General features: G+C 31.5%; 20 protein-coding genes. 12 read left to right on the top strand and 8 right to left on the bottom strand.

The features are described 5' to 3' along the window. Positions 1-43 precede the first annotated feature (43 nt). The 5 genes from ACOQOS_RS18660 to ACOQOS_RS18640 form a co-directional block, all read right to left on the bottom strand. Complete coding sequence (locus tag ACOQOS_RS18660) at positions 44-928, bottom strand: GLPGLI family protein (RefSeq protein ID WP_420571987.1); 885 nt, start codon at positions 926-928, stop codon at positions 44-46. A 148-nt stretch (positions 929-1076) separates the two neighbouring features. Next, positions 1077-2216 carry an aspartyl protease family protein gene (locus ACOQOS_RS18655; RefSeq protein ID WP_420571986.1) on the bottom strand — a complete coding sequence of 380 codons (1140 nt, stop codon included), beginning with the start codon at positions 2214-2216 and terminating at the stop codon, positions 1077-1079. A gap of 57 nt (positions 2217-2273) precedes the next feature. After that, positions 2274-3128 (bottom strand): GLPGLI family protein, encoded by an 855-nt coding sequence (locus ACOQOS_RS18650; protein ID WP_420571985.1) that lies wholly within the window; start codon positions 3126-3128, stop codon positions 2274-2276. A gap of 147 nt (positions 3129-3275) precedes the next feature. Further along, positions 3276-4124: a TlpA family protein disulfide reductase gene (locus ACOQOS_RS18645; RefSeq protein ID WP_420571984.1), complete on the bottom strand. Its 849-nt coding sequence runs from the start codon at positions 4122-4124 to the stop codon at positions 3276-3278. Between the two features lie 3 nt (positions 4125-4127). Continuing rightward, on the bottom strand, positions 4128-4781 hold the full coding sequence (locus ACOQOS_RS18640) for a bacteriocin fulvocin C-related protein (RefSeq protein ID WP_420571983.1): 654 nt from the start codon (positions 4779-4781) through the stop codon (positions 4128-4130). Between the two features lie 188 nt (positions 4782-4969). On the opposite strand from ACOQOS_RS18640, the gene ACOQOS_RS18635 reads away from it, so the two are divergent. The 6 genes from ACOQOS_RS18635 to ACOQOS_RS18610 all read left to right on the top strand — a co-directional run bounded on the left by ACOQOS_RS18635 (position 4970) and on the right by ACOQOS_RS18610 (position 12082). Continuing rightward, positions 4970-6442: a sensor histidine kinase gene (locus tag ACOQOS_RS18635; protein ID WP_420571982.1), complete on the top strand. Its 1473-nt coding sequence runs from the start codon at positions 4970-4972 to the stop codon at positions 6440-6442. Next, on the top strand, positions 6439-7122 hold the full coding sequence (locus ACOQOS_RS18630) for a response regulator transcription factor (protein ID WP_420571981.1): 684 nt from the start codon (positions 6439-6441) through the stop codon (positions 7120-7122). Before ACOQOS_RS18635 ends, ACOQOS_RS18630 begins: the two co-directional genes overlap by 4 nt. A gap of 356 nt (positions 7123-7478) precedes the next feature. After that, positions 7479-8270 carry a hypothetical protein gene (locus tag ACOQOS_RS18625; RefSeq protein ID WP_420571980.1) on the top strand — a complete coding sequence of 264 codons (792 nt, stop codon included), beginning with the start codon at positions 7479-7481 and terminating at the stop codon, positions 8268-8270. Between the two features lie 77 nt (positions 8271-8347). Beyond that, complete coding sequence (locus ACOQOS_RS18620) at positions 8348-8962, top strand: deoxynucleoside kinase (protein WP_420571979.1); 615 nt, start codon at positions 8348-8350, stop codon at positions 8960-8962. Positions 8963-9079: 117 nt separating this feature from the next. Continuing rightward, positions 9080-11584, top strand: a complete 2505-nt coding sequence (locus ACOQOS_RS18615; protein ID WP_420571978.1) for a hypothetical protein — start codon at positions 9080-9082, stop codon at positions 11582-11584. 12 nt (positions 11585-11596) lie between these two features. Then, positions 11597-12082, top strand: a complete 486-nt coding sequence (locus ACOQOS_RS18610; RefSeq protein ID WP_420571977.1) for an SAM-dependent methyltransferase — start codon at positions 11597-11599, stop codon at positions 12080-12082. A 63-nt stretch (positions 12083-12145) separates the two neighbouring features. Here ACOQOS_RS18610 and ACOQOS_RS18605 read toward each other — a convergent pair whose 3' ends face one another. Together ACOQOS_RS18605 and ACOQOS_RS18600 are read right to left on the bottom strand one after the other, a co-directional pair. After that, positions 12146-14446: a sodium-translocating pyrophosphatase gene (locus ACOQOS_RS18605; RefSeq protein ID WP_420571976.1), complete on the bottom strand. Its 2301-nt coding sequence runs from the start codon at positions 14444-14446 to the stop codon at positions 12146-12148. A gap of 118 nt (positions 14447-14564) precedes the next feature. Beyond that, positions 14565-15092, bottom strand: coding sequence for an inorganic diphosphatase (locus ACOQOS_RS18600; RefSeq protein ID WP_420571975.1), 528 nt, complete (start codon positions 15090-15092; stop codon positions 14565-14567). A 163-nt stretch (positions 15093-15255) separates the two neighbouring features. Between ACOQOS_RS18600 and ACOQOS_RS18595 the strand changes: the two genes are divergently transcribed. Next, positions 15256-17001, top strand: coding sequence for a helix-turn-helix domain-containing protein (locus tag ACOQOS_RS18595; protein ID WP_420571974.1), 1746 nt, complete (start codon positions 15256-15258; stop codon positions 16999-17001). A gap of 94 nt (positions 17002-17095) precedes the next feature. Next, complete coding sequence (locus ACOQOS_RS18590) at positions 17096-17392, top strand: hypothetical protein (protein WP_420571973.1); 297 nt, start codon at positions 17096-17098, stop codon at positions 17390-17392. 74 nt (positions 17393-17466) lie between these two features. Here ACOQOS_RS18590 and ACOQOS_RS18585 read toward each other — a convergent pair whose 3' ends face one another. Beyond that, positions 17467-17727: a hypothetical protein gene (locus ACOQOS_RS18585; RefSeq protein WP_420571972.1), complete on the bottom strand. Its 261-nt coding sequence runs from the start codon at positions 17725-17727 to the stop codon at positions 17467-17469. 288 nt (positions 17728-18015) lie between these two features. Here ACOQOS_RS18585 and ACOQOS_RS18580 point away from each other — a divergent pair, with 288 nt between their 5' ends. The 4 genes from ACOQOS_RS18580 to ACOQOS_RS18565 all read left to right on the top strand — a co-directional run bounded on the left by ACOQOS_RS18580 (position 18016) and on the right by ACOQOS_RS18565 (position 22434). Next, complete coding sequence (locus ACOQOS_RS18580; RefSeq protein ID WP_420571971.1) at positions 18016-19752, top strand: helix-turn-helix domain-containing protein; 1737 nt, start codon at positions 18016-18018, stop codon at positions 19750-19752. Between the two features lie 104 nt (positions 19753-19856). Further along, complete coding sequence (locus ACOQOS_RS18575) at positions 19857-20126, top strand: hypothetical protein (RefSeq protein WP_420571970.1); 270 nt, start codon at positions 19857-19859, stop codon at positions 20124-20126. A 198-nt stretch (positions 20127-20324) separates the two neighbouring features. Then, complete coding sequence (locus ACOQOS_RS18570; RefSeq protein WP_420571969.1) at positions 20325-22124, top strand: helix-turn-helix domain-containing protein; 1800 nt, start codon at positions 20325-20327, stop codon at positions 22122-22124. A gap of 91 nt (positions 22125-22215) precedes the next feature. After that, entirely contained in the window at positions 22216-22434 is a 219-nt protein-coding gene (locus ACOQOS_RS18565) for a hypothetical protein (RefSeq protein WP_420571968.1), read from the top strand. Positions 22435-22734: the final 300 nt, after the last annotated feature.

Here is a 22734-nt window from a genome sequence, read left to right as displayed (position 1 = left end):
TGATTTAGTTTTCTTCTGATTAGTTGGCCAGCTTCGTGAAGTTTTAGCCTCTGCCTCTACCTCTTCCGCCTCGACCACGGCCGCGCATGTTGCGCATTTCTTCCATTTTCTTTTTTACGATATCATTGTATTCTTTACGCTTAACTTCTTTCCCTTTTGTTGGTTCTTCAATTGGATCTTTTTCTTCTGGATTCATCACAATTTTAGAACAAAGAATTGTTGTTTTATACGCGTTTACTTCTAATATCAGTCCTGGTAAGCCCCAATATTCGCCTGGACCTTGATTTACAGGAATATCAAGAGTGTACCAAGCTGTGACCAATATTTGCTTTGGAATATCTATTTGACTCAACGGATCTTTCGCTGCTTTTATAGAATCTTCCTTTTTTTCTTCTGCGGTTTTATTTTCATCTCTATTTCGTCTTCTCGGGCGCATTGCTCTAAAATCAAGTTCATCAACTTCTTTGGTTGCAGTTGCTTTGAAACAAAGGTATTTTCCTATCTGTTTTGTTTCACCTTCCATTTTCCATTCTAGTTTTGGCAAGCTGTCCTTGATTAAGAATTTCTTTCCAAAAAACTCTTTCGATTCAAGAACTACACCTTTTCTAACATCTTTGTATTGTTTTCCTTGAGAAAAATTCCCCATCATCATACGTGCAAATCCGCCTCTTCCACCTTGTCCTGGCGCTTCAATTTTTTCTTCTTCCTTGTATACAGATGCTGTTTGATTGAAATCTAGAATGTATACCTTTTCTAAGAAACCTTTCATTCGTTCTTGGATACGCTTTTTCTGCTCAGCAGACATTTCGCGTCCACCCCAATTCATGTCCATTGTTGTTTTGGATTGGTAGTAAGCCTTTCCTTGAAAATTTTGAGCAAATACACCAGTTGTGCATAAAACTAAGCTCCAAAGTAGTAATTGTTTCATCTGTTAGGTCTTTATTTTTTTACATTACGTATTATGTTAGTACGCAACAATTTTAAAAGTTACACTTTTTAACTCCTTTTAGACCTTTATTTTCTACTAAAGTTTAATTGTGATTTGTTAAAATTCTCTTTTTTATGCGAAAAGCTATTTAAATGAGTCTCTTTAACAGAATGGTCACCGTTTTCACTTCGCCTTCTTTGGTTTTTAATTTTAGCTTCAACTTCTTATTTTTTTGTTTTAAAAGTTTTCTACATGCACGAATATCTTTTGCGACAACATCATTAATTTCGAGTACTTCATCTCCTTCTCTTATTCCTTTTTGATAGGCTTCAGCTACAGAAACTACATTTGAAATTGTAATTTTCCCTTCTTCATTTACCAATGAAAGTCCACTACGTGGAAATTCAAAAGCATTTGCATATGTTTTATTAGGCTGCAAATAGATTTTTTGATTTTTATAATCTAAAATACTATGAAATTTATTGATGATTTTTATGCCAAGAATTCCTGTATATTCTTTAGAAGCCATTACTCCTGCCTTGCTATTGGATAAATCTATTGGCATTTCTCCAAATTGAAAATCGCCCATTTTTACTGCTTTTACTTTGCCAATTTTGAAGTTGGAAGAAGTTGTTAAGCTTTCCGCTTTGTTTTCAATTGTTTTTCCTACCAAACTTTCTATTTTCTTCTCTTTTACAAATGGTGTATTTAGTAGAAACGTCATGTTGGCCCCAGAATCAAATAGAAAATTCCCTAAGAACTTTTGGTTATTTTCCAGTGTAAATTCAAGTTCAACTTGCGGAATTTGACTATAATCAAAGGTAGCATCAAGTATTTTATATTGGTCTTTACCTTCTATTTCATCAACCGAATTATACAATTTGATGAATTGTGCATCATAGTCTATTTGCGTTACAAATTGTTGCATGATGTTATTTCCAATAATTCCATCAATTTTTTGATTGCTTTTTTTTGACAAACGATCTAAATCTACTAAAACTATATGTGCACCACTTAAAGTAACATCCTGAATGTGTACTGTTTGCGACAAAGCAATATGATACATTTCTGTTCCTGCCGCGCCTTCCGTGGGTTGCTCATAATTTGCCGTTACTCCAATCTTTTTAGCCGTAGTTTCATCTAGTACTACTGTAGAAGCTCCTGTGTCAAACACAAAATTCAATGCTTCTTCATGATCATTTACTTTTACTTTGATGAACATTAGTCCATCATTCTCAAAAGGAATTGTAGCTACTTGTGCCTGAATACATGACATAAAAATCATCATGCATACGACACTTATTGCTAGGGAAAACTTTCTATTTGATTTCGTTATATTCATTTCTTAACCGCCAATTTCTATTCTAATTTCATTGCCATCATCTCTTCCATTTCCACGGTAGCGTTCCATCATTTCTTTCGATTTTTTTCTCATGATTTCTTCAAACTTTGCTTCCGTCACTTCTTTTCCTTTTGTGGGTTCTTTGATAGCTATTTTATCTTTAGGATTCATTACTATTTTACTACATACAATTGTTTGTGATCCATCATTTACTTCTAAAATCAATCCTGGCAATCCCCAATACATTGCTGGTCCTGCATTTACAGGAACTTCAGGTGTATACCAAGCTGTGATCGTTATTGTTTCTTTCGTAGTTTCTGGTTTTTCTGATTTGCTATCGTTGAACGAAACAGATTCTATTCTTTCTACTTCTGTAGTACGTGTTGCTTTAAAACATTGATACTGACCGATGAATTTCGTTTCTTTCTCCAGTTTCCAGTCAGTTTCTTTTAATTTATCTTTTACTAAAAACTTTTTCCCTAGAATCTCTTGCTCATTAGCATACCGTTTTTCTTTTGTGTTTTTGTATAATAAAGCAGATTCGCTATCGCCCATAACCATAATTTGCATTCCGCCAGCGTTTGGTGTTGGCGCTGCTAACTTCTCTTCTTGTTTATACATAGATTCCGAAGCTGTGAATGTAAGTTTATATTCTTTCTGAAATTGTTTTTGTAGCATTGCATTCAGCTTTTCTTGCATTTCTTTATCAACTCCTTGATTAATGGCAACACTGTCCATTTTAAAGTCCATTTTCATACTTGTTTTATACGTTGCTACACCTTGAAAGTCCTGTGCGTTTACTAATGCATTTACCAACATACATACAAGTATAATGATTGATTTTGTATAGTTTTTCATAATTACTTAATGTTTTTGTTTTTTGATGGTACAAATATGAGTTAGAAAACTATAGATTTCAGTTAACGAACGTTAACGAGTGTTAAGCACAAAAAAAGTCTTTACAATTTCTTGCAAAGACTTATAATCTATAAATCGTTTGATTACTTACTCTAGAAGATTATGAATAACATCTTTAGTATTTGTTAATACAATTTTACGATCAGTTTCCATATCACCTAAATACCGAATAGTGTCATCTTTTATAATTAACAAATGTGGAAAACCACTAATTCCTAAGCTGTCGCGAATCATTTCAAATTTTTCTGCAAAAACGGTTTCATAATCATAATTAAGTGTTTTTATGGTTGCCAGTGTTTTTTCTCGTGTATCATTCTTCAATGGAACGTTTGCACTATAAAACTGCACGTTATCATTTCCTTCAAAGTCTTGTTTGAGTTTTTCAAATATTGGAAACTCTTCAAAACAAACACCACAAGACGTTGTCCACAAATCAATTACTGTCATTTCTTTATCAAATTTCACCTTTTGTTGGTTTAATGAATAATAAGAAATTTCGGGAGCTTTTCTATTTTGAAAAGCATCCGTATTTCTAAAATAATGAATTGAATTGGGTAGTATAAATACACAAATAAATACAAGCAGTAAAGGGAAATACATAAATTGCGTTTTCTGTTTTCTCGCCCAACTTCCCATGAAGGTACTTGCTGGCATCATAAAAAGATAAAAAGTCATTTTAGTTGTTAATGCTCTCTCTGAAAATATAAGAACCAATAAAAGGTTTAATGTCATCAAAAAGAATAAACTTACATTCCTTGCATTAGATTGCTCTTTTCTGGCCATCCAATAGGATACTAAAAAAAAAGTAATGCATGTAGCAGGAAAAATTCTTGGATGATATCCATTAAAAATAACTCCGTAAAATAAGTAAATACACATTCCTAACAAGGAATTCAATATGTAGGTGCCGTATTTTTTTCTAGTCTCTTTTTTCATAGTTTATCCCAAATCAGGTCTACATAAACTTACACAAGGATTACTCCAAAACCAACCACAATCTCTTTTGGTTTTTTCACATGCACCATCTCTACCGTCACAAGGTCCATCTAAACAACCAAATCCCCAATCACAATCGCATTTAGGTTTTTCATCTGGATCAGGATCTGTTAATTCAGGAACACCTTCTAAATCTCTTTTTTCAATAATTCCATTTCGATCTACGTCTTCCAAGTAACCAAAAGCGCTTACTACAAAACGTTGTGTCCAACCATATTTTGCATATGCTTCTTCCCGTAGACGCTCTAAATACGTTCTTTCTTTGTCAGTTAAATTAATCTCAAAATTTGCTTTGTTAACAAATTCTTGAAATTTATTCATGAGTTCACGTTCACCTTCACTCAAATCTAAGGAATTTAATTGTAAGAATTTATCTTGCCAAATTTCTTTTTTCCTTTCAGCTGATAAAGTCCTGTACATCGCACGTTGCATTTCGTTTGGATATTTTATAATATCTGCACGATTCATCTGCTGAATTGATTTTAAATGTTCCTTGACATACGCGTCTACTTGATCATCACAACTGTAACACGTTTCTTCTTGACTGCAACTAACAAGAAAAAATATTCCTACGAAGTATACAATGAGTTTTTTCATATTATACATTTTTTAAAATTGGTTAGGCATACAATATATAAAATTTTATATGTAATTTTCCTACTTATATATAATATAATTTTCTGTCATTAATTCGTCATTATAGAAATCACTTTTTTGTTAACGAGTGTTAAGCGATTCTTTTTAAGAGAAATAACTTCTTACTTTTGACATGTAATTATAAGGAAATGAAGCAACAACGTTCTTCTTGGATTTTATATACCATTATTGCTACCATCGCAATTACGATTGCTGTGCAAGTGTATTGGAATTATAAAAACTATCAGACTAATAAAAAACAATTCATCAATCAGATTCAAATAAGTTTGGATAATGCTGTAGAAGCATATTATGCTGATTTTGCCAAGCGTGAAAAAATGATGTTTGTAAGTATGGATGCTACAGGTAATATTCCTAGTCCGAATACATTTGAAAAATTGAAAAATGTAAATTTTGATTCTATTTTTGAGGCGATGGAACTTAGATTACACAATCATTCAGACACCATTATTATTGACGCTAGTTCAGAACATATTTTTGGTTTAGACTCTGTAGCTATGATTGAACTTCGAGAAAAATATAAAGTCCCTAAACTACTAAAAGCAAGAGATAGCATTCGATTGTTTGATCAAATTTCTTCGCTGTATATTTCTATTTCTGAAGATTCATTGAACTTTAAAAAGCTAAAAACATTTTTAGATACTGAACTTGAAAGAAAACAAATAGAAGTTCCATATCTTTTGAATCAATATATTCACAAGAATATTGTTGCGAATATAGGTGCAAATACACTTCCGAAAGAAACATTAAAAACCACCTCAAAGTCAGCGTATTTAAGACCTGGAGAAAAATTAGAGCTAGAATACGCAAATATTTCAAAAGCTGTTTGGAAACGTAGTTTGTTTGGTATTTTGTTATCTACTTTTTTGTCCTTAGCCATCATTACTTCCTTACTATATTTATTGCGTGTCATTCGTCGTCAGAAGCAGTTAGCAGAGATTAAAAATGATTTAATTAGTAATATTACACACGAATTTAAAACACCAATTACTACAATTTCTACTGCACTAGAAGCTATTCAACATTTTGATGCCTTAAAAGATCCCGAGAAAGCTCAGAAATATTTATCTATTTCCGATAAGCAATTGAAAAAGTTGCATGTCATGGTAGAAAAATTACTGGAAACAGCTACTTTAGATAGTGAAAAACTGTTGTTGAAAAAGGAAAGCTTAGATATTGTAGATTTCGTGGAGAAAATCACGCAAAAACAACAAACATTTTCTACAGATAAAACAATTGCATTTAGAAGTAACGTAGAGAATTTACTCGTAGATTTAGATCCTTTTCATTTTGAAAATGCAATTTCTAATTTGATTGATAATGCACTAAAATATGGTGGCGAACAGATTGAAGTTAATGTTTCGAAAGTACTAGAAACTGTTGAAATTACTGTGACAGACAATGGAAATACCATTGATAAATCGCAACGAGAAAAGATTTTTGATAAGTTTTATAGAATTCCAAAAGGAAATACGCACGATGTTAAAGGTTTTGGAATTGGATTGTATTACACCAAAAAAATTATCGAAAAGCATAACGGAACAATTCAATTGATTCCAGACACCAATCATACTATTTTTAAAATTAAACTCATCGCATGAAAAAAGATGCTATAAAATTGCTACTTGCTGAAGACGAGCCTGCGTTGGGACAGATTGTAAAAGAAAGTTTAGAATCACGTGATTTTGAGGTGTTTTTATGTGAAAATGGTGAAGAAGCATATAAAGTGTATCAAGAAGTACAGCCAGAAATTTTGGTTTTAGATGTCATGATGCCTAAAAAAGATGGTTTTACACTGGCTAAAGAAATCCGACAAGAAAACGCTACAATTCCTATTATTTTTTTAACGGCTAAATCGCAAGTGAAAGATGTTGTAGAAGGTTTTCAACATGGTGGAAACGATTATTTGAAGAAGCCTTTTAGTATGGAAGAATTGATTGTTCGCATTCATGCACTATTAAATCGAATTCACGTAAAGCAAGATCAAACACAAATTCCAATTGGAACGTACATTTTTAATCATACACAACAACAATTAATTTGGGAAGAAACACCAACGCAATTAACACACAGAGAATCTGCATTATTATTTCATTTATCTGAAAAGCGAAATGCCGTATTAGATAGAACTTTTATTCTCAATAAACTTTGGGGCGATGACGATTTTTTTAACGCACGTAGTATGGATGTTTTCATTACAAAACTCCGTAAGAAATTGAAAAATGATCCAGAAATTCAAATTGTAAATGTGCGTGGTTTTGGGTATAAACTGATTTGCTAGATTATAGATCGCTCTGCTATTAGACCGCTAACGCTGTTAGATTTTAGATCGCTTCGCTTTTAGACTTGCTTGTAAACGTCTGTTCGAGTGTTTTTATGAAGCATAGCGAAAATAAAAATGTATCGAGAACTACTCAGAAACTCAAAACTATTCTCGATACTATTTTCTTCATTTTATTACGAAAATCACTCAAATTGACGATTTTTGAAACTAAAGTACTAAACTCTGGTTGATTGAGTGGATTTATAGCATAAATTCATATCTAAATCTGCTTACTTATGTACATTTTCAAATTAAATCATCTACAAATTATCAAATTAAAAAAACTATGGCGCATTTTTTGTAATTTGCCAATCATGAAATCGCTGATTCTTTCTTTATTCCTTTGTTGTTCGTTGCTTGCTTTCGGACAAAAAACAATTACGGCTACTTTACAACAGCAAGATAGTCTGTCTGTAGATCGTTTTGTGGCAATGGATAATTTTGGTGCTTCTTATAGTATTCAAAATCATATTTTGATCAAAAGAAAAGATGGTAAAAAATGGCAATACAATAATTTACAGTTAGGTGAAATTACTTCTGTAGATATTCTGAATCCGTTAAAAATTACGTTGTTTTATGAGGATTTTAATACCGTTATTGTGCTAGATAATACGTTAAACGAAATTAAACGTATCGATTTTAATGTAGCTGCTGAGTTCAAAAATTTAGCTGCAGCTACAACAGCAAACGATCGAAATTTGTGGATTTTTGACACCAATACACAACAATTGGAAGTGTTTAATTATGTTCAAGAGAAAACACTAAATCAAAATTTACCAATTCCAGAAAAATTCATCACACTTAAAAGTAATTATAATTATTGTAGAGTGCTTACAGAAACCTATTTATATACATATAATATTTATGGGAGCTTGCTATCTAAGGAAGAATTAACTGGTGTAAGCGACTTTTCTATGACCAATACAGAAGTTATTTTTTTAAAAGACGAACAACTTTATTATACTAACAATGAAGACGTTTATCTTATAAATTTACCTTCTGACAGAATTGCTATAAAACAGTTTTCGCTTCACGATGATATCTTGTATATTTACGACGGAATTGTTTTGTACCAATTTCAACTCAAAAAACCAACAAAAGAATAGATAGAACGAATATTTTTAGAATCGATTGTAAAATCCAACAGTCTGATTGTAAAGCAAACACCTAATCACAGAATCACATGCACGTTGCAATTGCAGGAAACATTGGCGCAGGAAAAACAACTTTAACAAAACTATTAGCGAAACATTATCATTGGGAACCACATTTTGAAGATGTAGTTGACAATCCATACTTAGACGATTTTTATACGCAAATGGAACGTTGGAGTTTTAACCTTCAAATCTATTTCTTAAACAGTCGTTTTAGACAAGTATTACAGATTCGCGAAAGCGGAAAAAAGATCATTCAAGATCGAACTATTTATGAAGATGCGCATATTTTTGCACCAAACCTTCATGCAATGGGCTTGATGACAAATCGCGATTATGAAAATTATCAATCGTTATTTGAGTTGATGCAAAAGTTGGTAGATGCACCAGATTTGCTAATTTATTTACGTGCCGATATTTCTACTTTAGTTGCTCAAATTCACAAACGCGGACGCGATTATGAGAATTCTATTAGTATTGATTATTTGAGTAGGCTGAATGAACGCTATGAAGCTTGGATTTCAAAATATGACCAAGGAAAGTTATTAATTATTGATGTAGATGATTTAGATTTTGTGGATAATCCAGAAGATTTAGGAAGTGTTATCAATAAAATTGACGCAGAAATACACGGATTGTTCTAAGAAGCAACCATCAAAATATTGGAAAGCCATTCGTAACAGAATGGCTTTTTTTATGTCTAACCATAAGTTGTCGGTAAAATTGTTTATTTTTCTATCTCAAAAGTCATTTCTATATCTATGCTTAATTTTTTTAAAGGATCAAAAGGTAAAGACGAAAAAACCATCGCCAAGTTATACGTTTCTCACGATTTTTCTGTCTATGATTTACAAACTGAACTCAGTTCTTTTTATGCTAAACAATCGCAAACAGATCTCACATTTAAACGAATTACCAATGGTTTTACGGTTGATACAGATATAGAAACCAATGAAAAGAAAGGAATTGTCACGTCTACTCGTTTGCAATGTATTCAGAATGAAAATATTATATATGTTGTTGCCGAACATGTTGAAGTTGATCTTTCATCTTATCAAGAAACAAAAAAACCTGCCGATTTTGATTTAAAGAAACAAGCATTTTTTAAACAGTTACAAGCACATCTTTTAACGCTTCAAAACGATCATTTATACGCGTTAGAAAATTCAGAGCAGCTTTCATTTGTAACAGCTATAGATACGGAAACTCAAAACTTTATCTTTCACAATCTAAACTTTAAAGAACACGTATTAAGCATTTTAGGCGTAAGCGAAGTTACCTTTAATGATACCGAGAAGAAACATTCTAAAAATACTTCTTGGCATTTTGTACTGACTTCCAAGCGTACATTTTTAGTTGGAAAAACAACAGATGACACCATGATTCTCGAATCAATTTCTAATGAAAGTTTTTCGCTTCAAGAAAAAACTGGAAAAGATTTAATTACAACAGATAGTTTGTCGTTTTACACAGAATTCATGAACGATGCTTTGTATGTAGAATTACTTCCTGTGATTCAAAATACTGGAAATCGCTTAGGTCTTTTCGGAGATATTGTTGTGAAAAAATACCATAAAAAAGATACACATTTAGCATTAGCTTCTCGTCTGTTTCAATTACAAAGTACCACAACAGATTTGTTGATTAATGAATTAAAAGCCGATTTAATTCCGCAGTTAAAACGTTTAAAAGTAACTTTAGACGAACAAGAAATATTACTAGAACTCTTCAAAAAACATACAAACGCACATGAAAGTTTTGGTGATAATTTAGTGATTATTGTAGAAGATTGGGAACTTTTATTTGCTGAACAGAAGAAATTGCTAACCGTTTTACAACCTTTACAACAAAAGGAAACCGCAAAACATACTATTGCATTTCACGATCATATTTATAAATCATTTATTGAAAAAGAAAAGAAAGATGAAATTGTGTTTGAGTTTAATCTGAATTATGCCAAACATTTGAATAATGCGGAACGATTTTCGGAAGCTATTTCCTTGTATAGAACGATTTATGAAACGCTTCCCGATGATAGTATTGCCGATTTGCTACCCACAAATACAACCAATTTGTTAGAAGGTGAAGGCGGACGACAATTGAAAATTACTATTTTAGAATCCATTCTACATATTCAACAGCAACTCAATGAAGACGTTTCTAAAACAGAACATAAACTTGCTGAATTACAACCTTTATTACACAAACGAATCGATGCTTTATTGTCGCATGAAACCTATAAGAACAAAGCAAAGACAATTCAGGAAATATTACGTGCAAAGAAGTTAACAACAACTCCTTTGGAGCATACGAATCAATACCAACGTCTTGAAAAGAAAGAAGTTTTAAAAGAAGTAGTTCCTAGCTGTTTTAAAAATGCTAAAGGTTTTTTTGATTCATTGAATAGCTTTATTGCCGCATTAAATCCGCCAGATTATGACTCGGTCATTTCTTTTTCAGATCGATTGAACTCACACAATCACCCTGAGATTATGGAGCGCATTACTGCGATTTGTTATGCATTACAAATCAACGTTCCTGAATGTTACATTGGTCGCGGAACGTATGCCACTTCTGTAATTGGTGTAGAAGGAAAGCCGTCTTTTTTAATGATTGGAATAGACTTTCTAGATCCTGAACATGTTCGTTATTTAGAAATAAATGCTTTAACTTTTTTGATTGCTATCGAATTGGCGCATATGTATTTTGAACATTCTAAAATTACCTCAACTGATGTTTGGCGTGGCGCAGCAGATAAAGGATTTACTGTTGTTAGCATGCTACTCACCGTTTTACCTTTTGTTGGAAATATTGGTGCAATTTTTGGAAACGTTGCCAATGTAGAAAAGTATGGCAAAATCATTAATCGTGTAGAACAAGTTGCGAATGTTGCCGAAAAAGGACAAGGCGTTATGGATGTTACCGAAAAGTTGAATTTGAATCCGTTTAGCAAAGAAAAATCGCAAGCTAATGACTCACAAAATTTACTTATCACCTCAAGATTAATGGAAATTGTAGCTGATAAAGTCGCGTTATTATTTTGTGATGATTTAAAAGCTGCGGCGAAAGGTTTATTAGTTGGCACACATACTTTTGAACAAGATTATCATATTATTTCGCAGTATGGTGTAGAAGCATTTTTAGCACGTACAAATGAAGAAGGCGAGTTTGTTCATCAAGAATTAATTATTCGCTTGAAAAGTATGGCTGCATTTTACTTATCGGATACATTTGAAACTTTAAAGCAACAATTACAATCTTCTTAAATTTATGCAAATTTGAAAACTTTCCGAACACGTTTGGACGAACCTTACGAACGCACACTTGATGAAGTTGTTCAAGAAAAACTACGTCTTTTAAATTTAAAAGATGGAGAAACATTGATAGATTTAGGTTGTGGCGACGCTCGAAATTTGATTGCTGCCACAAAATTAGCAGATGTTAACTGTATTGGATATGAAATATTACCAGAAGCCTTAAAAGCGGCTAAAAACAACATTCAAAAAGCTGCAATAACTAATCGAATAAACATCATAGAAGAAAGCTTCTTAAAAGCTGATGTATCGAAAGCAGATGCGCTTATTTTATATCTCACTCGCGATTCGTTAGGTAAACTTTCTTTAAAACTCGAAAATGAATTGCCTAAAGGAGCTAGAATTGTCACACACGATTTTGATATTCCTGCATGGAAAGCCGAACAAGTAATTCCATTTAAATCTAAAGAAGCATTTTTATATACGCTTTATGTATATGAAAAAAAGTGATGCATAAAAAAACCGCAATCATTACAATTGCGGTCTTTTCTTAAATAAGAAGTCGGTTCCTTATTATATATTTTCTTCTTCTAAAGTAACTGCATTGATTGCTACAGTATCGTTTGTAGATTCTTCAACATTTACTTGAATTACGTTTTTATTCACTTCTTCTGCTGTTGCAGTTTCGTCTGAATGTCCTCCTAAAATTGGTGCAATTACCAATCCTATTAAACATGTAAGTTTAATTAAGATGTTCATTGATGGACCTGAAGTATCTTTAAAAGGATCTCCAACAGTATCTCCAGTTACGGCTGCTTTGTGTGCATCAGAACCTTTGTATGTCATTTCTCCGTTGATTTCAACTCCAGCTTCAAATGATTTTTTTGCGTTGTCCCAAGCTCCACCTGCGTTGTTTTGGAAAATTGCCCAAAGTACACCACTTACAGTAACTCCAGCCATATATCCACCAAGCATTTCTGCGATAGCTAAATTATCCATTCCAAATAATAATGGAATAAAGGCAATTGCTAATGGAAATCCGATAGTTAATAATCCAGGTAGCATCATTTCTTTTAATGATGCTTGCGTAGAAATTGCTACACATTTATCATATTCTGGTTTCCCAGTTCCTTCCATAATTCCAGCAATTTCTTTAAACTGACGACGTACTTCGTATACCATTTCCATCGCTGCTTTTCCTACGGCATTCATTGCTAATGCAGAGAATACTACTGGCACCATTCCTCCTACAAATAACATCGCTAATACTGGTGCTTTGAAGATATTAATTCCATCAATTCCTGTAAATGTAACATATGCTGCAAATAACGCCAATGATGTTAAAGCTGCAGAAGCAATAGCAAATCCTTTTCCTGTTGCTGCTGTTGTATTTCCTACTGAGTCTAAGATATCAGTACGTTCTCTAACGATAGGGTCTTGTTCACTCATTTCTGCAATTCCTCCTGCGTTATCTGCAATAGGTCCAAAAGCGTCAATTGCTAACTGCATTGCTGTAGTTGCCATCATTGCAGAAGCAGCCATTGCTACTCCATAAAATCCTGCAAAGGCATATGATGCCCAAATTGCTGCTGCAAATAATAATACAGAAGAGAATGTAGAAATCATTCCTGTTGCTAAACCTGCAATGATATTTGTTCCTGCTCCTGTACTTGATTTTTGTACAATTTCTAAGATTGGTTTTTTACCTAATCCTGTGTAATATTCTGTTACTGCTGAAATAACTCCTCCAACAAATAATCCTACTAATGTTGCGTAGAATACACGAATTGAAGCGATCGTAATTGGCTGACCTCCATTTTCTCCAAAAAATTTCATTGAAATTTCATCTGGTAACATATATGTAATTAATCCGAAACAAGCTGCTGCTACTAACACAATTGATGTCCAGTTTCCAACATTCAATGCACCCATAACTTGTGCTTCTTTAGCTTCGTTACTTTTAATTTTAACTAACATTGTTCCTATGATCGAAATAATAATTCCTGCACCAGCGATTGCTACTGGTAACAATACAGGTCCAATTCCTTCAAATCCTTGGCTCACAATATTTCCACCCATATCTTTAATGATATAGTTCCCTAATACCATTGCGGCTAATACTGTTGCTACATACGAACCAAATAAATCGGCTCCCATTCCTGCAACATCACCAACGTTATCTCCTACGTTATCTGCAATTGTTGCTGGATTACGTGGATCATCTTCAGGAATTCCAGCTTCTACTTTTCCTACTAAATCGGCTCCAACATCGGCTGCTTTGGTGTAGATTCCTCCACCAACACGAGCAAACAATGCAATTGATTCAGCTCCAAGAGAGAATCCTGCTAATGTTTCCAACACAACAGTCATGTCGTCAGTATTTGTCCATGTTCCTCCCATAAAGTAGTGGAAAAAGATTAGAAAAAATGCTGTCAGTCCTAAAACAGCTAAACCAGCTACTCCAAGTCCCATAACAGTTCCACCTCCAAAAGATATTTTTAAAGCATTTGGTAAGCTTGTACGTGCTGCTTGCGTTGTTCTAACGTTTGTTTTTGTTGCGATTTTCATTCCAATATTTCCTGCATATGCTGAAAATATTGCTCCGAAGATAAATGCGATTACAATCATCCAATGCGTTGTTGGTACAATAAACGAAACGCCTGCGAGTGCAACACTTACAATAATTACAAATATTGCTAGAAGGCGATATTCTGCATTTAAGAAAGCTAAAGCACCTTCATAGATATGATCCGAGATTTCTTTCATTGTCCCGTCTCCGGCATCTTGTTTCATTACCCAAGACTTTTTGATGAGCATGTAGATTAAGCCAAGTGCTGCTGCAACTATTGGCATGTAAATCATCATTGATTCCATATTTTATTTGTTTGGTTTGTTAATTTGAGGCATAAATGTAACAAAATCAGGGAGAAAAAAAAACCTTCTAAATCGCTTTAGAAGGTTTTTTATTAATTATTTATTGTGTATGTAACTTTTAAATCGTGAAGTCACCATTTGTTTTGTGTTCGCTTGCTTCGTAACGTGCTACACATTTGTCAACAATTTCATAAGCTTCTTCAGCATTTCCCCAACCACCAACATCTACTTTTTTCTTTTCTAAATCTTTGTATACTTGGAAAAAGTGTGTGATTTCTTTGATTCTGTGTGGATTTAAATCTTCAATATCTTCATAGCTATTCCAGATTGGATCGCTTACTGGTACACAAACTATTTTTTCATCTGGTCCTTTTTCATCTGCCATGTGAAAAACTCCAATTGGTTTTACTTCCATTACACACATTGGAAATGTAGGTTCTGTTCCTAATACTAATACATCAAGTGGATCGCCATCAAGCGCTAATGTTTCAGGAATGAATCCATAATCACCAGGATACATCATAGAAGAAAATAGCATTCTATCGAATCTAATTTTCTTTAAATCAAAGTCGTACTCGTATTTATTTCTACTTCCTTTTGGAATTTCAATTAGTGCATCTAGCGTTCTTTTCTCTTTAGCTGTCATATGTTCTTTTCTTACTCGTTTTTCTAAAATCGGCTGCAAATTTACATAAAACCATAAGATTGACCAATGGACTCACATTAATATTTTGTTAGTTTTGCATGATTATTGAGGTAATTGTATATTATTCGCGACCTAAATTATCTAATCAAATTTAATTTTAATCATGCATTTTCCCTCAATTCACTTATTGCATTTACGCTTTTATGTCTTATTGGTTTTTATTTTTTCTACTAATGTTCAAGCGCAGCAAATTGATTCTTTAGATCAATATTCCTTCAATCAACTTAATCTAAGATTTAAAAAAACACTGTACAAAAATGCAGAGTTAGCGAAGTTGTACGCACAAAAATCTTTGAAAATCGCCAAGAATAAAAATAATATAAGTAACGAAGTGATTGCGCTTATCAATTTAGCTATTCATTATGATGTTATTAATGAAAGTGAGGTATCAACTTCTTATATAGATCAAGCTATTGATATAGCTTCAGATAAATTACAAGGATCGAAACTAGAAGCTAGAGCTATTTTTACCAAAGGAATGTTCTCATATCAAAGAGGTGATTATGAAACTGCTTTTACATATTACACAAAAGCCTACGAGTTTTATAAAAACTCTGACGACTCCATATTTTCTTATGGTATTTCACATAATATTGCTTTAATAAAAAATGTATTAGCCGATCATAAAGGTGCATTAAACATTCTAACTACGAATTATGAAAATTATATTCATACACCAGCATCGCAGCGGATGAAAACTTTTGGAAGTGGTTTTTTTGAAATTACTACTCATGCTTTAAGTGATACATATATCAAACTTTCTATTGAGGATATTGAAAATAGACGTCAACTTCTAGATTCTGCTGTTTTCTATAATAAATTGGGATTTGAAGTAACTAGTAAAAATAATGACCCTTCAGTTATTCTATTTCACACTCATAAAGGCATTATAAGTTACGAACAAGAAAAATTTAAGCTTGCTTTGCATCAACTTAGTTTATCTATTGAAGAGATTAAAAAATCTAATTATAAGAACTTGTTTACCAGTGCATTTTATTATAAAGCCATGAGCTTTAAAAAGCTAAATGAGATTGACAGTGCTATTGTGTATTTTGAAAAAATGGATTCTGTTTCTCTAAAAAATAGCGTGAATTATCCGATACTCCAAAGTGGTTATGCAGAATTAGTAGATATTTATAAAAAGCGGAAAGATCGTGACAATGCTTATAAGTATTTAGACTTATATAGTGAAAATGATCGTATTAATGAACGTGTGACAGGTACCGTTAGAAAAGATATCCATGAAAAATATGACTTGGTACTATTAAAAAACGAGATTAAAACATTGAATGAATCAAATTTCACTTCATTGTTGTTTATCGCAGCATTGATAACCTGTTTGGGTATATTTTTTCTTTTCTACAGAAGACAAAAACAAAAAAACAAAATTGCTTTTAATAACCTAGTACAAGAACTTGAAATAAAGAAGATTCCTGAATTAGTTGATGAAAAACCAAAAAAAATAATCACTATTGATGATGAAAAAGTAATACAGGTTTTAAAAGGGTTAGATAAACTTGAAGCAAAAGAATGGTTTCGAAATAAAAATTGTGATTTGACATTTGTAGCTAAAAAAACAAAGACTAATAAAACGTATTTGTCAAAAATTATTCATGAGCATAAACAGCTAAAGTTTATTGATTATATCCGAAATTTAAGAATCAATTATGCGTTGCAGCGCTTAAAAGATGATCCAGTTTTTCGATCCTATGACATCAAATCTATCGCGGAAGAATCGGGTTTTAAATCGTCTGATATGTTTTCGAGAGCTTTTATAAAAAACACAGGGATTTACCCATCTTATTACATCAAAAACATCAGTAAAATCAATAGTTCAGAAGATAACTAAGCAATCTACTATTGTATGATTATCGGACTCTTTTTTTTTTTAGAATTAGCTGAAGACTTACTTTAACAATCAAAATTTTTAAAATTGTATTACGATGAAAAAATCAAAAAAATTATCTCTGAAAAAAATTAAAATCGCAAATGTTTCTAAACTCTATTCTTTACATGGTGGAATGATGGGAACATATAATTCTGCTGCTTGTATTCCTACAGTAAACACATTTACTGCTGCGTGTCCTCCTCATGATACTACTACTTCAGAAACAACTTCACATACACAACCACATACTTTTATCTGTATGTCTGCAAATTGTACTGAAAGTGGTGAAACTACCAACAATGGAGATACAGGCAATAACACAAACCCTCAACATTCCATTGAGATTTGTTAGACAGAAAAGTATACTAATCAAAGAAGCCTGCATCGTTTTGATGCAGGCTTCTTTTTCTAAAATGCAATGATGTTTTAGCAAATAAATACCGAATACGTTGGTATTGTACAACCTTCTTGGTTAGTGTTACAAGCATTTGACAAACCAGTTCCTGTTCCTCCACAATCGTCTGTATTTGCTCCACTTGTACCTGTTGTAGGATCACAAATACCTACTGGCTGACATGAAATTGAATTGTCTGGCTGTTTATTACCTCCGTATACGTTTTGTACTCCGTTTAAGTTTGATACCGATTTCTTGTTTAACAACAAACTTTTAAGATTCTTTTTCTTCATAATAATGAGTTTTAATTATTAATTCTGAAACCAAAACTAATAGCTAAAAACAGGCTATACAACAAAAGGACCCGACTATTGTACAATAGTAGATTGTTGATAAAATTGGTATTTACAGTAACATAAAAGTCTTTACAGAAGGTTCCAAAAACGCCTTCTTAAAAATAATTTAGTTAATATTTTATTAGTTTTGCGTAATTGTTGATGTAACAATATATAATTACCTGCCACTAATGTTTTAGAGATATCATTTTGAATCTCTATCTAATTTATTTTACAATTATATTCATGCGTTTGTTTTCTCCCCCGTTTTTATTAAAAACAATATTCTTTTGCTTGTTTTTGTTTTCTACTTGTATGTTTTCTCAAGAGCGAGAAGTCGATTCATTAGATCAATATTCTTTTCAAGAACTCAATGTAAAGTTTAACAATGCAATTTCTCAAGATGGGAATTTGGCAAAATTATATATCGAAAAAATTATAGAAATTGCTAATGAGAATCAAGATTCTGTGCAAATTATTGTTGCATACAACAAGTTAGGTAATATTGAAGATCAACTAGGTAATATTGAAGAGGCATTAATTTCTGTAGAAAAAGCTATTTCAATTTCTAGTAAAAAATCTAAATTTAAAAAATTAGAGATTTATTCTATTCTGACAAAAGGAATAATTCTATTTAGTAGAGGAAAGTACAAAGAATCATTTGAATCCTTAACTATTGTATATAATTTTTACAAAAATGGAGACAAGCCATACATTATAAACTTAATTGCCTTAAATATTGCTATAATTAAGAATAAACTTGGAGATCATGCTACAGCTATAGAGTCATTATTAAAATGTTATAATAAATATAATAATACTTCTGAAGATGATCGAAATAATTTATTCCCAGAAGATTATCTCACATTAACACTTCTTGCACTTAATGACGCATATTTGAGAGAAGCTATAAAAAATCCTACTAAAAAAGATTTTTTACTACAGGCAGCATCTAAATACACAGCTCTTGGGCTTGAGGAAACGACAAAAACCAATAACATACCTCAACTTATAACCTTTATGACTGCAAAAGGAGTTCTTTATGAAGAAAAAGGAGAATATTATAAAGCCTTAGAGGAATTAGATAAAGCTTTAAATAAAGTTAAAGAATTTAAACAACCTGGGTTATTTACCTCTATATACTACCACAAAGGTCTTTGTTACAAAAAACTCAATCAACTCGACAAAGCTATTGATTACCTAAAAAAAACAGATTCGGTTTCTCAAAAAAATGATCTTAATTATCCTATTCTACAAGGTACGTATTATGCGTTATTAGAAATTTATAAGGATAAACAAGATTTTGAAAATATTAGAAAGTATCAAGATTTATATATTGAGAATGATCGTATTAACGATCATTTATCATCAACAGTTAGAGACGATATTCATAAAAAATATGATATCGATCGTTTGAACTTAGAGATAGAAGCGTTACGTAGAAATCGCTTAAAATCTTCTATGATTATTGGAATACTTATACTTTCCTTAATTATATTTTATATTTTTTTTAGAAAGCACAAACAAAAAAACAAGATTGCTTTTCAAAAATTGATTCAAAAATTAGAAGTCAAACAAGAAAAAACCATTATAAAAAAACCTACTAAATCCGTAATTATTGATGATGAAAAAGTAATTCAAGTTTTGAAGGCTTTAGAGAAATTTGAAGAGAAAGAGTGGTTTCTAAATAAAAATTGTGATTTGGCTTTTGTAGCTAAAAAAGCAAAAACTAACAAAACGTATTTATCTAAAATAGTTCGTGAACGTAAAGAATTAAAATTTATCGATTACATACGTAATTTACGAATTGACTATGCACTACAAAGATTGAAAGATGATGCTGTTTTTCGATCGTATGATATCAAATCAATTGCTGAAGAATCAGGTTTTAAGTCTTCTGACATGTTCTCTAGAGCCTTTGTTAAGAACACGGGCATTTACCCATCCTATTACATCAAAAACATTAATAAAATCAACACTTAAGAAGTGTATTAAGCAATCTACATTTGACGTATTATAGCTATATTTTCTTTGTCAAAGACTATCCAATTTATATTTTCGAAATAACATTTTAAAACTTTATTGCAATGAAGAAACTACAAAAATTAAATCTAAAAAAAATTAAAATTGCTAATGTTAATTATCTAAATTCTGTAAAAGGTGGAGGAGAAACTGATGTGTGTATGAGCCAAACTTGTGAGAACTGTGAAAGTGTTGAAGTATGTATTTCTGATGTACCTACTGCGTGTGACTGCCCTTCTGACACTATATCTGGTTATGAATGTACAATAACACTACAAACAGTTCTAATTAGCAAAAAATGCACTCAATTTCCAACTGCAGTTTGCGGCGGTTAATTTTAACACAACCTTTATTTATGAAGCCTGTATTTCCCAAATACAGGCTTTTTTATATTATTATTTTAATACTTGCATGATTTTTTTTCTTCTTTTATTGCCTTAACATAAATTTTCTGTAACATTTAAAAAAAATAAATACTTATTGTTGTAAGTAGTATATATTTACTTCTTTGTTTTTAAAACCGAGTCCATTTTATGTCTTTCAAAAATCTCCCTAAATTCTTTGTAAGAATTACATTCTTTTTTGTTTTCTTTTTTTCCATAAATACTTCTTCACAAGAACAAAAAAATGATTTATTAGAGCAATATTCCTATGAAGTTTTGGATAGTTTGTATGCAAACGATTTTTATCAAGATATTTCAAAATCACAAAAAATTGCGCAAGCTCATTTACAAAAAGCTCAAAAAGAACAAAATTTTAAAGCGCAAGGTGTTGCATTGCTAAGATTAGCAGTTACTGAAAATAGGCAAGATCGTTTTGAAAACGCACATAGATATATAGATGAAGCCATTTTATTAGCAAAAGAAAAGATTAAAGACAGTAATATTATTAGTCAATTTTTAATTTATAAAGGGAATATTTATTATACAGCTGTCGATTATGAAAATGCAATTTTAACATATGTTAAAGCTTACGAATTTCAAAAAGGAAATGAAACCTCACAATTAAGTTTAGACATTACTCATAATATCGCAAATTTAAAGTCGACTATAGGAGATGAACAGGAAGCAAAACGTATATATATTAAAAACTATGATATATACAGAGATATTGAAGAAAACAATCCCGAAACTCTTGCGCCTTTCTCATATGTGAGTACATTGATTGCATTAAGTGACACCTATATTGATGAAGCAATTGACACAGAAGACTTTGGATTGAAAAATAAACTTCTTGACACTGCTACTTATTATAATAATATCGGTTTTGAAAAAAGTAAAAAATATGATGATGTTGAAGGGTTTAACTATTTTTTAGTTCGAAAAGGCATGATATCTTATGAAAAAAAGAACTATCAAGAAGCTCTTAATGAATTTAACTTAGCGTTAAAAGGAGCAAAAGAAATTGAACTAACTTCTACATTAACTTCTATTTATTTTTACTTAGCCAAATGTAACCAACAGTTAAGCAAGTTAGATACTTCGATTCTGTATTACCAAAAAATTGACTCAGTTTCTAATACCGAAACAGAACCTTCTATATATCTTCCTGAAACCTATTTAGCGTTAGTTAATTTATACATTAAAAAATCGGATAGCGATAATGCCTTAAAATATCACGATCTATTTGCAAAAATAGACAAGGCTGCAAATGAAAAAACTATTGAAGTATACAAAAAAATACATGGCAAATACGACTTGAATTTATTAAACTCCACAATAGAAAAGTTAAAAGAGGACAATAAAGAACAACAAACAAATTATGTAACATCCGTTATCATAATCATAGTATTAATTGCAGCTTTTGTTGTATTCTATGTGTTAAATTACAGATCAAAACGTAAAAATCGCTTGGCTTTTGAACATCTATTAAAACAGTTAGAAGCTAAAAAGAAAGAAGCTGCTATAAAAATAGCTTCTAAAAAAGAAGAAAAACCAAAATCTAAACTCTCAATTGATGAAGCAAAAGTGAATGAAATTTTAAAAGCATTAGAAAAGTTTGAACAAAAAAAGCAATTTTTAGATGTAAACTGTAATTTGGATTTTGTAGCGAAAAAAGTAAAAACGAATAAAGCTTATTTATCTAAAGTAATTCATGCAGAAAAACAGCAAAAATTCATTGGGTATATCACCAATTTAAGAATCAATCATGCCCTAGAAAAATTGAAAGAAGATAAATTATTTCGTTCCTATGATATCAAATCTATAGCCTCAGAATTAGGTTTTAAATCACCTGATTCTTTCTCAAGAGCCTTTAAAAACAAAACAGGTATTTACCCATCATATTACATCAAAAACATAAACAAAATCAACAACTTAGAAGAGAAAAAATAACCCTCTAATTATCGAATTAAGGCTTGCTTTTTTTGATATTCTCCAATAGCAACCATAGTTTTGGATCAATTATAAATTAAAAATGTATCGCATGAAAAAACACAGAAAATTAAATTTGAAAAAAGTAAATATTGCTCACATAACTACACTAATCAATGGAGGTCAAGGAGAAGATGATGGATCTAGATTTGTCTTCTCGAGATGTTTTTGTCCTTCATTAGATGATGACATTTTTTGTAGAACAAAACGAGCAAATGGGAATACAACTCCTGGACAAGGTGCTTGCAACAATCCAGATGAATGTAGATAAAAAAATAATAAGCAAAATAGACAAAAGCGCATCAATTACATTGATGCGCTTTTTTTATCACCCAAACGCATTCCCCCAAACATGCTTAGGCTTTTAACGTATTAGTGTAACAGTTTTCATGATATATAAAAGCAATTTACTGGTAAAGGCATAATGCTTTATAATGCATAAATAAACTCTTTAGATAGCGACAAACATGATCCTCTTTTTACAGATTCATTATTAAATTTTAAAACTGACTTCTTGTTAAGCCGCAATCCACTAATACTTTCTGTCATAATAATTGGTTTCTGTTAATGA

The sequence above is a fragment of the Kordia sp. genome (assembly GCF_965224175.1).
In the GTDB taxonomy this organism is placed as follows: Bacteria; Bacteroidota; Bacteroidia; order Flavobacteriales; family Flavobacteriaceae; genus Kordia.
This window is presented reverse-complemented; position numbering and strand designations above follow the sequence as displayed.